This is a genomic window from Selenobaculum gibii (assembly GCF_030273445.1).
GTDB lineage: Bacteria > Bacillota > Negativicutes > ICN-92133 > ICN-92133 > Selenobaculum > Selenobaculum gibii.
In genome coordinates, this window is sequence record NZ_CP120678.1 from 329,011 (window position 1) to 342,336 (window position 13,326).

At 35.4% G+C, this 13,326-nt stretch carries 10 protein-coding genes; all 10 read left to right on the plus strand.

Going from position 1 to position 13,326, the window contains the following annotated elements; genetic code table 11:
- Positions 1-74: 74 nt before the first annotated feature.
- The 10 genes from P3F81_RS01490 (at position 75) to P3F81_RS01535 (ending at position 13,062) form a co-directional block, all read left to right on the plus strand.
- On the plus strand, positions 75-4,349 hold the full coding sequence (locus P3F81_RS01490) for a translocation/assembly module TamB domain-containing protein (RefSeq protein WP_309320559.1): 4,275 nt from the start codon (positions 75-77) through the stop codon (positions 4,347-4,349).
- Between the two features lie 16 nt (positions 4,350-4,365).
- Entirely contained in the window at positions 4,366-5,007 is a 642-nt protein-coding gene (locus P3F81_RS01495) for a sigma-70 family RNA polymerase sigma factor (RefSeq protein ID WP_147667014.1), read from the plus strand.
- 163 nt (positions 5,008-5,170) lie between these two features.
- On the plus strand, positions 5,171-5,761 hold the full coding sequence (locus P3F81_RS01500; protein WP_147667011.1) for a hypothetical protein: 591 nt from the start codon (positions 5,171-5,173) through the stop codon (positions 5,759-5,761).
- Between the two features lie 21 nt (positions 5,762-5,782).
- Positions 5,783-7,561, plus strand: a complete 1,779-nt coding sequence (locus P3F81_RS01505) for a BamA/OMP85 family outer membrane protein (protein ID WP_147667009.1) — start codon at positions 5,783-5,785, stop codon at positions 7,559-7,561.
- Positions 7,562-7,645: 84 nt separating this feature from the next.
- Positions 7,646-8,902, plus strand: a complete 1,257-nt coding sequence (locus P3F81_RS01510; RefSeq protein WP_147667007.1) for a hypothetical protein — start codon at positions 7,646-7,648, stop codon at positions 8,900-8,902.
- A 148-nt stretch (positions 8,903-9,050) separates the two neighbouring features.
- On the plus strand, positions 9,051-9,518 hold the full coding sequence (locus tag P3F81_RS01515; protein ID WP_147667005.1) for an OmpH/Skp family outer membrane protein: 468 nt from the start codon (positions 9,051-9,053) through the stop codon (positions 9,516-9,518).
- Positions 9,519-9,599: 81 nt separating this feature from the next.
- Entirely contained in the window at positions 9,600-10,559 is a 960-nt protein-coding gene (locus P3F81_RS01520) for a coiled-coil domain-containing protein (RefSeq protein WP_147667003.1), read from the plus strand.
- 63 nt (positions 10,560-10,622) lie between these two features.
- A complete protein-coding gene (locus P3F81_RS01525) occupies positions 10,623-11,048 on the plus strand; it encodes an OmpH/Skp family outer membrane protein (protein ID WP_309320560.1) in 426 nt (141 codons plus the stop codon).
- A 15-nt stretch (positions 11,049-11,063) separates the two neighbouring features.
- Positions 11,064-12,086 carry a UDP-3-O-(3-hydroxymyristoyl)glucosamine N-acyltransferase gene (gene lpxD, locus P3F81_RS01530; protein ID WP_147666998.1) on the plus strand — a complete coding sequence of 341 codons (1,023 nt, stop codon included), beginning with the start codon at positions 11,064-11,066 and terminating at the stop codon, positions 12,084-12,086.
- Between the two features lie 94 nt (positions 12,087-12,180).
- Complete coding sequence (locus P3F81_RS01535) at positions 12,181-13,062, plus strand: lysophospholipid acyltransferase family protein (RefSeq protein ID WP_309320562.1); 882 nt, start codon at positions 12,181-12,183, stop codon at positions 13,060-13,062.
- The last annotated feature ends 264 nt before the right edge of the window (positions 13,063-13,326 follow it).

Below are 13,326 nucleotides of genomic sequence, written 5' to 3' on the forward strand. Positions count from 1 at the left end.
AATTCTCTACAGGAAGTCTCTATTGCTGTGTAGAATCTTGTATTATTAACAGTAGTGACGATGGAGGAGAAATTATGAGGCAAAGGTTATTCGTTGCAGTTTTATTGGTAATTGCTTTAACCATAGGAGCTTGCTTTTGGTATATAAAAAGCCAGGCTTTTACGACTTCGGCTGCAAATGTAATAGCTGGAGAAATAACAAGAACATTAGATACGCGGGTGGATATAGCGTCAGTTACTGTAGACTCGCCGACGACGCTTGCGTTAACGAATGTTACAATACAAGATAAAATGGGCACTGCTATTTTGGAAAGTGGGAGAATAGAGGTTTCTTTTAGTCCTTTAGCAGTACTTATGGGAGAATCTGTAGTTAAGAGTATTAGTCAAGTAGAAGTTGACTCCCCAGAAGTCAATTTAGTTCGTCGCAATAATCAAGAGTGGAATTACATGGACTTTATGAATAGTGACGAGAAAAGTGAGCTTGATTTTTATGGGAAAGTTAAGTTTAGTCAGGCGATAATTAATGTGGAAATCGATAAAAAAAGATTGAAGCTAGAGGATATCAGCGGTAGTCTAGATTTAGCTAATCAGCCATCCATTCATTTTGATATTATAGCTAAACAAGCAGATGGAGATATCAAATTCAATGGAGTATGGGGTGGAAAAAACAAAGCAGTGAGTGTAGAAGCTAATAATTTTACACTGGATAACTACTTAGAATTTTTGCCAGAAGAGTTTGCAATTCAGGTTAATAGTGGGAAGTTGACTTCTTTTAAAGCGACGGTAACAAGTGATGATAATGGAAATCTGAAGGTTAATGGCGAAGCATTATTGCTAGGTATAAGTTTAACTGTTGAGAAAACGGAGGTTGATCATATTGATGGATTCGTTTTATTCAATGAGTCTGAAATAAGAATTTTTAGCCGTGGGCAGATCGCTAAGCAGCCAATTGTACTAAAAGGAACTACAGATCTGAATATGATTGAGCCGATGCTTAATCTAGAATTAAGTTCTAAATCGTTTGATGTTACTAAAGTGCTTGAAAATTTCCCCGTTAAAGGGACGTTTAATTTTGTTGCAAATATTCAGGGCAATTTTAAAGAACCTCTCATCACGGGCAATTTTTCATCAGAAGAACTCATCTATCAAGAGTATATTGCTCATAACGTTGTAGCAGATTTGCGATTTGGTGATGATGTTTTATATATTGATTCATTAACTACAGATTTGTGTGAGGGAAAGGCGAACATACAAGGCGAGTTCAATACAAAAACAGAAAAATATGGAATAACGTTGATGGGGAAAAATATAAATCTCGATTTGTTGCCCGAATATAATCAAGGATTATCAGGTTATATGGATCTTGACGTTAGGGCAAAGGGACAGGGATTAAATGATATCAATAATGTAATTGTATCTGGCAAAACGACTGTTCATGATGGTTCGTATGCAGGTGTTAATTTTACTGGCGTTGATGCTGGATTTTATAAAGATGCTAATTATATCGCCGTAGATTATGTAAATGTAAATTTGCCACAAGGGCAAGTGACATTAACAGGGCAAATCAATGAGCAAAATATTAATCTTGTTATGCAAGGAAATAATGTAGCTTTAGCACAATTTTTGCAAAATAGATCAGAATTTGATTTGAGCGGTAATGCATCTTTTCATGGAAATATAAGAGGGACACTTGAGGCCCCTACAGTTTTTGTAAATGTTTTAGCTGAAAATGGAAGTCTACTTTATCAGCCATATCAGAAATTGACGGGAATTTTGGAAAGTGACTTTGAAACGATAAATATAAAAAATATTGAAATGACAGATGGAATAAGTACACATAAAGTTCAAGGGAGTATTGGTTTAAAAAATGAGAATCCTTTGAATTTGACGGTTGTTTCAACTCAGGCTAGAGCAGAAAATCTAATAAAAATCTTATTGCCGGGAGAGGATTTAACTGGAAATATTGATAATACAGTTGTTTTGCGTGGAACGTTAGAGAATATTGATGCGGAAGGAAATATTTTCTTTAATGATGGAAGTTACAGGGGAATGCTGTTGCGTGAGGCGCACGGTAAGTATAAACGTAAAGATGGGGTAACTTCTATTGAAGATTTCTCAATAAGTTCACCAAACTTGAATGTAAAAATAAGTGGATTGATTTCAGCGGGTAATGCGCTAGATTTTGATATTATTGCTGATGATATTGATTTAGTTCAGCTTAAATTAAACTTACCATATAAGGCAGAAGGAAAAGCAAAATTTGTTGGTAAGTTAAAAGGTCATGTAGATAATCCTAATTTTTATGGAACTTTAACGGCAGATCGCACTGTTTTTAATCAAAATGAATTGCGAAACATAAACGGAAAAATACGTTATGCAAATGATGAAATCGAACTGGACTCCTTTAACTTCATGCAAGGAGATGGAAGTTTTGATTTATCCGCAAACTTTAATTTATCAACCAAAAGGGTCCGTGGGGATTTGGTTGTAAAAAACTCTGATGTTGCTGGTCTGTTAGAAATTTTAAATGTAAAACAAGATTGGCTTTTCGGGAAATTAAATGGTGACATCCATCTAGAAGGAAGTACTGAAAAACCGAAAGTCAGAATCAATGGAACAATTGAAAATGGATTTTTAAAGAAATACCCACTAGATGATGTCTCCTTAGATGTTTTTGTTGATGGAAGAGTCATTAATATTGAAAAGTTTTATGCAAAACAAGGACAAGGGATTCTTGTCGCAAAAGGGACAGCAGATTTAGATGGTGACCTTAACTTTGAAGTTGCAGGGCAGTCTATACACGCTGCTTTATTAACAGATCTAATGGATCTGGATATTGATACAAAAGGAACATTGGATTTTGGCAGCCAAGTATTTGGTACTGCTTCATCACCGAAAGCAAATCTATCTATGGAGATTAAAGGTGGGGGAATTGGTGGAGCGACTTTTGATTCTTTATACGGTATGTGTACGCTAAATGAAGGAATTATTGATGTTCAACAGATATTGTTGACGAAAGGCGAATATAAAGCTAGTGCGTATGGTATTGTCCCATTGGCGGCATTAACAAAAACAGATAATGTTGATGTAAAAGAGCAAATGAATTTGAAAGTTTCATTAGATCAGGCCGATTTAAGTATTTTACCGTTTTTGACGAAAGAAATAGAATGGGGCAGGGGAAATACAAATGGAAATTTAGTTATCACAGGAAGTTTATTGCAACCGTTAATTAATGGAAACATTACCGTGAATGATGGGACTCTAAAATTGAAACATTTGGGGAAACCAATCCAAAAAATGGCGGTTGATATTCAATTTCTAAATGATAGAATAGATGTACAAACTTTTGATGGTGTTATGGGAGATGGATCTTATCAATTGCGTGGACGCGCTTTTATTGGTGCTAACGGGCTAAAAGATTATTCCCTCACTCTAAATTTAAATGATTTAGACATTGTGAATAAGTATTATACGGGTCCATTGAATGGTTTGCTATCATTAGAGGATGATAAAGGAGTTCCTAAAGTTGTCGGAAATGTCGATTTAGCAAATTGTACAGTTGATATACCGATGCTTCCGGATACAGAAGATGGTTTTCCTAATGTGAAATTGGATGTTACTGTTAATGCAGGTAAAAAAGTTCGTCTTTATAACTCAATGTTATATGATATTTTAGTTGAAGGACATGCTAATTTTAGTGGATCAACGCAGCATCCACGGGCATCGGGGGAATTTTCTGCAATTCGAGGCAATGTAAACTATTTAAAGACTTCGTTTAAAATTCGTGAAGGCACCGTGTTATTTAATCAAGCGGGTTCCTTTATTCCAAGTATTAGGCTAAGCTCTGATACGCAATTGCAACGAACAAAAATTTATTTGGATATAGATGGTCCTGTTTCAAATATGCAGGTCAAATTATATTCTAATCCAGAGTTAAGTGAACAAGAAATCTTATCGCTGCTTACTTTAAGAAGTGCTTATGACAGCAAAGAGGAATCTGGAATTGGTAAAGACGAGTTGAATGCAATTGTTAATCTAGGTCTAAGTGCAAGCTTTTTTAGTGAGTTAGAGAACATTGCAAAGAGTGCATTAGGTGTAGATGAGTTTAATGTTGTTAGGGATACTTTATCGTATACTGAAAATGGAAGTAATTATAATCGTGAAGTGTATAATTTAGAAATAGGTAAATATGTTACAGATAAAATGATGCTAAAATATACTACAGGAATTGATCATGAAGACTATTACTTTGGTATACGATATGATTTTAGTAATAGAATTAGTTTTACAAGTGATATTGATCAAGATAATAATAAACGATTTGGTATTGAGGCTAGATTTAAATTCTAGCGGAATGGATGAGAAGATGGATTTACGTAATTATTTAGAGGAATTAAATAAAATACGGCTATTAGAACAAGAGGAAGAACTAGAACTTTGGAAGAGCTATAAGCAGCAAAATGATTTGTCATCACGTGAATTATTAATATCTTCTTATCAGCCTTTGATATTTAAAGTAGTTACACAACTGCATTTAAATGACAGTCTTCTTATGGATGTTATTCAGGAAGGGACTGTCGGGTTGATTGAGGCGGTAGAACGCTATGAATATGAGCGAGGCGTAGCATTTAGTTTATATGCTACGCATCGTATTCGTGGAAGAATGTTGAATTTTATTCAGAAGGAATATAAGCGTAATTTGACTTATATTGACAATCCAATGTATAATGAGGATTGTGTTTTGGACTGGAGGGAGTCTTTAGTTGATGATGCCTTGCCAGTCTGTGAGCAAGTTGAAGATCATGTTCTTATGGAGCAGATAAAAAGTGCTGTAAGCCGCTTGCCGCGAAAAGAGCAGCTTGTCATTGATAGTGTTTATCTTAAGGAACAGGAAACGAAGACAATTGCCCAAAATATGGAGCTAAGTACTACTCATATTTATCGTTTGCAAAAGCAAGGGATACGTCGAATTCGTGGAATGCTATCAAAGTTTATGCAGCATTGGTAAATTGAAGATAAACGATGTAAATAGGTTATTTTTAAATGATATTTAATTAAAATGTTTAAATTTGACCTATTTTCTGCTTTTTTTTCATGAATTTATGAGTGGAAAAGACTGTCCTTATATTGATTGTATTTTATGTAGTGCGTAAAGAGGGCGGGGATGAGGTATGACTGATTTAAAAAAGAAGTTAAAAGGTCATCTTTGTTCTGCTAGACATTGGTTAGGCAAGGCCGAAGAATCTCTTGAAAAAGATAGAGACATTCGTGCAGAGTTAAATCTAATGTTAGCGCAAGCAGAGATTACTCATGCGAAGGAAGTTAAGAGTGAAAGCAAAGATAGAAGAATAAATTATCGAGGTCTGCTGATTCGCAGTATACTTTTAATAGGGCTTATAAGTTTTGGGATAGTATCTGGTTTTGGTGGATTTATTGGGACTCAGCAGAAACTGTCTAATGAGTCACAGGAAATAGTGCCGAACTATAGGTCGACACTGTCGGAAGAAGTCCCTTTAAATGGACAAGTTGTACCTAAAATACAGGAAACTTCGTCGTTTGATTCTGGAGGACCTGATTTAGCGGGGCAACATAATGAAATTGAATCGGCTAAAAAAATGCCGATGAAGCAAACGGTAGTTGTTGAAGAAACTATACCTAAAGCTGAGGCAAAGGTTTCGGTATCAGAACAGCCAGTACGGCTGCAACCGCGTGAAATGCAAGAATTGATTAGTGCGGCTGGAAAATCTTTACGTGGAGAATAAGAGAACTTTAGGAGGTTATGTATGAAAATTAAATTAAATCATAGATGTATTTTATGTGCCTTGATGCTAACGACAAGTTTTGTAACTGTAAATTTACCTATAACGTTTGCTGAATCTAACCCTCAGGTTGCAAATGAAGCTCCGGCTCCAGCAGCAAATGAATTGATTGGTAAACCGGTTACAAGTGTAATTATTCAAGGGGTAAATAGCGAAGATTCTGTAGGGCTAATGGAGTTATTGAATACGAAAGTTGGCGATTCACTAACTGAGGAAGCTGTAAAAAATGATATGAAAGCACTTTATGATACAGGGAATTTTATTGATGTATCAACTGATTTTGTTAGAGTTCCAGAGGGTGTAAAAGTTGTTTATACAGCAATGGAGAATCCTATATTAGATCGTGTTGTGATTACGGGGAATGTTAAGTTTGATGAAAGCAAAATTTTAAGTTTCATTAAAGTTGAGCCAGGCAAAACTTTAAATACAAAAACTTTACATGAAAACATCCGTGAGCTTGAACAAGCTTATCGTGAGGAAGGTTATATTTTTAGTAAGGTAAGCAATGTTGATATGAGTAAAGACGGTGTTTTAACATTATCAATTAACGAAGGAATATTAGAGGGATTTGCTGTTAAAGGAAATGAAAAAACAAAAGATTATGTTATTACACGAGAAATGCGTTTAAAGCCAGGTGAACCTTTTAATGCAAAAGATGCTCGCCGTAGTATGCAACGTGTTTACAATTTAGGATTTTTTGATGATGTAAATATGAAAATTAATCCTGGTGTTGAACCAAATGCTGTAGTACTGGAAACCGATGTTGTGGAGCGCCGTACGGGAACTTTTGCAATTGGTGGCGGTTACAGTCAAAGTGATGGTTTAATTGGGATTATTGAAGTCGGGGATACTAACTTCCGCGGCACTGGTGATAACGCGAAAATCCATTGGGAGTTTGGCGGTGATGCAGATAGTTATGACAACTATGAATTTAGCTATACGCGTCCATGGATTGACAAAAAGGAAACGAGTGCTGGAATTAGAATTTATGATATGACAAAAGAGTTTGATGATTACGATAATGGCGGCGAGAGAGTTGCAACGTATGATAAAAACTATAAAGGAATTGATTTGTTCTTTAGTCGTCCAATGAGTGAATATTCGACAAACAGTGTAACACTTAGATATCGTGATGATGCTTATGTTGAATGGGTTGACGGTAGACATTACGATGATGCAACCTTATATCCAAACTATTTAGATGATAACTTTGGTAATACGCGTAGTATTATTTTAGGACACGTTACAGATACACGTGATAATGTGTATAATCCAACAGATGGTGCCAGAGCCTCTTTGCAAGCTGAGTTTGCTGGCTGGCTTGGCGGTGATTTTGATTATAATAAATATACGTTTGAAGATCGTCACTACTTTAAAGTTGGTCGAAACCATGTTATTGCTACACGTGGAACTATTGGTTTAGCCGATGGATCGATGCCGGAAAGCGCGCTCTTCTCTGTTGGTGGACAGAGTACTTTGCGTGGCTATGAAGATAGACAGTTTGAAGGGAAATATATGCTTTTAGGAAGTGTTGAATATCGATTCCCAGTTGTGAATAAAATACAGGCTGCCGTATTTACTGATTTTGGTGGTGCTTGGGAAAATAAATACGATTTCTCTGATATGCATGCCAGTGTTGGTGTAGGGATACAGGTTGAAACTCCAATTGGACCAATTCGCCTTGATTATGGACGAGGTGAAGATGGTGGTAAAACACACTTTACTTTTGGGGGTAATTTCTAGGTAAATGCTTTCTAGTATAATTATCATGGGGTGATCATAATTGTAAGGAAAATAATAGCTCAAATTTTTTATGTTTGTTTTATCATGCTATCAGCAGTTGCCGTTGTGTCAGCTGCTGATAGTGCAAGTGTTATAGAGACAATCGAAGTACAGGTTATACCCTTACAAGAAGAGCATCCTATTTCAGATAAAATTGCTAGACGAATGCAAGCTAGTGTTTATACTATTGGGGACAATGTATTAAATGGGCATAGAGTAGAGGAAATTGAAAATAATAAATTAGGTTATGAAGTTTTAATACAGGATGTTTTTAATCGAATTTTGATTGGCTACTCTGTACAAAAAGTCAATTTGGAAATTGGTAATCATACAGTGATAAAAGTCATGGTATTTCCTTGGCATAATGTGATTCATAATGTTAATGTTGATGTTGAAATAAATGGAGTAAGTGAAGATATTAAACCGTTAATTATGCAAGATATACAAGGAATTGAGAAAATCTTTTTGAATGTATTGCAAGAGTTACCTATTGACGCAGTAGAATGGGTAAATGGGATATTAAGGACAGGGCTAAATGAATTTTTATCTAGTCGTATTCCAGAGTTTAATGCATCTTTTACTCTTGTTGCTGATGAAAACAATAGAGTGGATATAAAAGTTGATTTATATCCTAAAGGACAATTGATCCGAGAGACCAATTTACAAATAAAGTCTGGTACAATTCCGAATACGATCAGGCTAATGTTTCGTCCAGAATTAAATAAGCAACTTGAAGGTTTAGTTGGTTTACCGGTAAGGTTTGTTCAACGACATCAAAGCTATTTTATTGATAAATTAAATTCAGTTACTTTTGATAATAAAAATTTACAAAAGTATAAAGTCAAATCAGCGGTTGAAATGGTTGCTGATCATCAAACGCAAGTTTTGTATACGATGGACAGCAGTGAGTATATTTTAACAGTTGAAGGATATTTAGATGTTGGCAAGGAGGAACGCAATACCTCTATTAAAGCGCATGCAGGAAGAATGTTAGACAAAGAAAATGAGTTGTTTTTAGAAATGGATTTTTTCCCGCATCAAATGGAATGGGATTTTTATCCGGGTATTTTGCATAGCCTTACGTCAAAAACTAAAATTGGATTTAAATATGACATTGATGAGCGTAGAGGAATTCTTTTGGCGAATCAGATACTCAGCGATCGATTTTCAGCTAGAGTAGAACATGTGCCAAGCATCCAATTTACTGAGTTTGGGCTCAGATATCATTTGCATGATTTTTTTGATGTGGAATATGTAATTAATGATGATGAAAAATGGCTTAGGCTAATTGGAGTTTTATAAAAATAACATTATGTATTCTTAGAACCATAGATAAACTTTCTTGTATAATGAAAACGGGTTTGATATAATAAATTATGCTTTTGGCCTATTGGCAAAGCAATTTAAATTTCATATTTTATGCCTTGAAGGGCAGGAGGAGAATCTTAGAATGATTAAATTTGAGAAAAAACAGATTAAATTTATTAGCATCGGTATTGCTTTGGTTTTTGTTTTTAGTGTGGTTGCTCTTGCAGTATCCCAGTCTTCTGTAGGATTTGCCGCAGCAGGCAATTCTTCGAATGTTGGTGTAGTAAATCATCAACTACTTGTGTCCCAGCATCCTGACATGGCAACTGCTAAAACTGCAATGGAAGCTGAAGTTGAACAAGCAAAAAAAGATTTTGAAACAAAATCTGCAAATATGAATGACCAAGAAAAACAAGCTTATTATCAACAAACACAACAACGTTTGGCGAATAAAGAAAGAGAATTGATTGCTCCTATTTTTGATAAAGTAGATGCAGCAATCAAAGCAGTTGCTGAAGCTAAAGGATTATCTGTTGTTTTAGATAAAGGCACTGTTGTTTATGGTGGACAAGATATTACAGATGAAGTTGTAAAAAAGTTTTCTAAATAATTAATGGTAATAAAATAAAATTTAGAGTTTATGCCGAGCTGGGGAGACCTCGCTCGGCAATTTATTAGAAAGGGTGGGCAGATGGAAAAGCGTAAATGGATGATCGTTGCTTTAATTGCTATAGTTGCTTTTGGGGTAGTAGGTTATGCTGTATCCTTACAATCGAATAAGAATTCGACAAAACCTGATGCGCAAGCGGTTGAGAATCAGACCGATATTGGTGTTATTGATATGAGTCAAGTCCTTAAAGCTCACCCGAAATATGGTCAAACTATAGAGTTGCAAAAAGAGCTAAATACACTTAAGGCAGAAATTGATAATAAATTGAATTTTATCAATCATCAAGCTATGCCGAATTCTATTGCAGTTGACGAGAAAGCAATTTTATCGTCGCAAAACCAACTTGGACAACAACAGCTTATTGCTAAACATGCAGAGCTCAATGAAAAGCTACAAAAAAAAGAAGATGAATTACGGCAGAATTTTAATGAGCAAATGAACAAAGATGTAGCGGTTATTGATGAAGAATATATGCCTGAAATTTTTAATTTAAAGTTAAAAATGAAAACTTTGCAGATGACGGAAGATGCTTTTAATCAGATGCAAGCAAAGATTAATGAGTTGCAAGAGGCTCGCAATAAGAAAGTCCATGAAAAACAGCAGCAGTATTTAAGTCAGCTTGGGGAACAGATGAAGGCTGAGCAACTGAAAGCAACAGAAGAGTTTAACCTTTTTGCGCAGCAAGTTGAAAAAGAAAATAAAGAATTTAGCAGTCAAAAAACAGCAGGCTTAACTGAGCGTAACAATAATGTGGAGAATCAAGGAAATGAAAGCGTTGCTCAAATTGCAGAATTAAAACAGCAAGTTGCAGACAAAGAAGTTGAATTACAAAAAATTCAGAATGAAATTCTTGATGAAGCGACAAGTCTCGTTGCTAAAGTTGCGTTAGAAAATAATCTATCAGTGGTTATTAATAAGGTGAAAGTTAATATTAATGGATTAGATATTACTGATTTGGTAATTCAAGGGTTTAACAAATAAATAAAACGTATATAATAATTAAATATAAATAAATTTTTTATGGATAGAAATGGAGATGGAATAATGAACTTACATTTAAAACGTTTATTATTATTAGTTGTAGTTGTTATTATGGCTGTTTTTATTGGGGGATGCTCAAATGAAAAAGTCGGTGTCGTTGATGGCAGTAAAATTTCCGATACCCCAAAAATTCAAGAAATGCAAAAGGATTTACAAGCAAAATTAGATGAAAAAGCAAAAGAGTTGTCTACGCAACTTGAGCAAGAAAAGGCTAACCTTAGCCCAGAAGATTATCAAAAACGTTATGTATCACTTCGCACGGAATTTAATACGCTACAAGAGTCTTATCAAAAAGATATTTTAAATGCTGTAAATGAAGCGATTTCTGCTGTTGCAAAAGAAAAGAGTATTTCTACAGTGTTATACAAAGACGCGGTAGTACATGGCGGAATTGATATCACAGATGATGTCGTGAAAAAATTACAGTAACAGGAGGTTGTACTCTTGGAAAAAACATTAAGAGAAATTGCTGCATTAGTAGACGGCAATATATTAGGTGAGAGTGAAATAAAATTTACTGGAGCAACAAGCATTGAACAGGCTAATTTAACGGATATTACCTTTGCTGTAGAGCCACATTTACAAGAAGCTGAGGGGTGTAATGCAGGTGCAGTAATTATTCCAAAACATGTTACGGTATTTGCTAAACCTGCAATTCAGGTAGAGAATCCACGAGTTGCTTTTACAAAATTATTGGAGTTGTTTACTCCTCCGTTAAAGATTAAGAGGGAAGTTCATTCTACTGTAATCGTTAGAGATAATGTAAAAATCGGTAAAAATGTTGCGATTATGCCATATGTAGTGATTGATGATGATGCAGTGATTGAAGATAATGCAGTGCTTTATCCTTATGTATATGTTGGACAAGGTGCTAGAGTTGGTGAATCAAGTACAATTTATCCTAATGTAACAATTCGTGAGTTTTGTGAAGTTGGGAAAAGAGATATCATTCATAGTGGGGCTGTAATTGGTAGTGACGGATTTGGTTTTGTCACGCAAAATGGTACGCATAACAAAGTGCCCCAGGTGGGGAATGTAGTTTTAGAAGATGATGTTGAAATTGGTGCAAATGTTGGCATTGATCGTGCGACTACTGGATCTACGCGAGTAAAACGAGGAACTAAAGTGGATAATTTAGTTCATCTTGGGCACAATGTACAAATTGGTGAAGGTGGATTAATTGTAGCACAAACGGGAATTGCGGGGAGTACGAAAGTTGGACATCATGTAACTTTTGCCGGACAATGTGGTTGTGTGGGGCATATTGAAATTGGTGATAATTGTACTTTTGCAGCGCGTACGGCGCCGATAAACAACGTTCCATCAGGATCTTTTTATGCTGGTTTTCCAGCACGTCCGCATAAAGAGTGGTTAAGAGTGCAGGCAAGTTTGCATAAGGCTCCCAATATGATGAAAAAAATGCGTGAATTAGAAAAACGTTTGGCTGAACTAGAAAAAAATAAATAAACAGAGGGCACTGATTTCAGCTGGTTTAAAAAATCAAAGAACGCAGTGCCTCCTTTATTATTTATTTGGTTATTGAGAAATGTGTGGTGATATCATGTATGGAGTAATGATAATTTTAAGTAAATTTGTTTGCGTTTTGCCGTTAAAGCTGCGAATGTGGATTGGAAATTTGATCGGGAATCTTACATGGCTACTTGTACCTAAAAAACGTAAGATAATGGCAATGAGAAATATTCAATTGTCACTTAATACAACTCTGCAAGAAACGCAAATCATTGCAAAGGCAAGTTGGACGCGATTTGGCAGAATGATTATGGATGTTTTGGCAATTCCAATTTTACCAAAGGAAATTAAGCAACGTGTTCGTTTTATCGGGATAGAAAATATGGACAAGGCTTTAGTTGATGGGAATGGTGTAGTTTTAGCTACTTCCCATAGTGGAAACTGGGAAATGCTTGGAGCGGCATTAGCTACGAGTGGATACCCGTTAGTTGGGGTTGCACAGAAACAGGCGAATTTGGCAATGGATAGGTTTATTAACGAATATCGTACATTGTCGGGGATGCATGTTACATATAAGAGCGGTGTCAGGGAAATGATTCGATTAATGGGTCAAGGTATGATCATTGGAATATTAATGGATCAAGATGCAGCGGAAGATGGCGTTATTCTGCCGTTTTTTCATCGAGAGGCATCTTGCCCACAGGGGACAGCTTTTTTGGCGAGAATGAAAAAAGCACCGATTGTGCCAACTTTTATTACGGAAGATAAAGATGGATATTATACGATAACTTGTCAGGTGCCTGTTTATGTAGAAGAAACAAATGATAAAACTAAAGACATAATCAGGACGATACAGTTATTGAATACGATTATTGAAAGTCATATTCGGAAACATCCTGAAGAATGGTTCTGGCTTCATAATCGCTGGAAATATACTGAGGAAACGCTAAAAAATAAAGTAGACTTGATTTAGATAGAGTTTTCACTCCACCTAGATTTTAACCGATCTTATCCAGGGGCTTAGCTGCTCGCCTGTGCTCTGGAATATACTCCTACTATAGAAGTTGGGAATCTTAGAGCAGGTTAGCCGTCGGCTAAAAAAATACCAATCCGCTAAAAATATGGATTGGTATTTTTTTACTTTTTAAATCGTGTAAATATTGTGTATCGAATCCAGCAGATTTATCAAAACTATAATGAAGTAAAATTATCTTGTTTTGATTTGGAAATGGAGTGC

Bases quoted from the DNA above. Each gene is read 5' to 3' on its own strand.
- P3F81_RS01490 (WP_309320559.1), top strand. From the start codon at position 75: ATGAGGCAAAGGTTATTCGTTGCAGTTTTATTGGTAATTGCTTTAACC.
- P3F81_RS01495 (WP_147667014.1), top strand. From the start codon at position 4,366: ATGGATTTACGTAATTATTTAGAGGAATTAAATAAAATACGGCTATTA.
- P3F81_RS01500 (WP_147667011.1), top strand. From the start codon at position 5,171: ATGACTGATTTAAAAAAGAAGTTAAAAGGTCATCTTTGTTCTGCTAGA.
- P3F81_RS01505 (WP_147667009.1), top strand. From the start codon at position 5,783: ATGAAAATTAAATTAAATCATAGATGTATTTTATGTGCCTTGATGCTA.
- P3F81_RS01510 (WP_147667007.1), top strand. From the start codon at position 7,646: ATGCTATCAGCAGTTGCCGTTGTGTCAGCTGCTGATAGTGCAAGTGTT.
- P3F81_RS01515 (WP_147667005.1), top strand. From the start codon at position 9,051: ATGATTAAATTTGAGAAAAAACAGATTAAATTTATTAGCATCGGTATT.
- P3F81_RS01520 (WP_147667003.1), top strand. From the start codon at position 9,600: ATGGAAAAGCGTAAATGGATGATCGTTGCTTTAATTGCTATAGTTGCT.
- P3F81_RS01525 (WP_309320560.1), top strand. From the start codon at position 10,623: ATGAACTTACATTTAAAACGTTTATTATTATTAGTTGTAGTTGTTATT.
- P3F81_RS01535 (WP_309320562.1), top strand. From the start codon at position 12,181: ATGTATGGAGTAATGATAATTTTAAGTAAATTTGTTTGCGTTTTGCCG.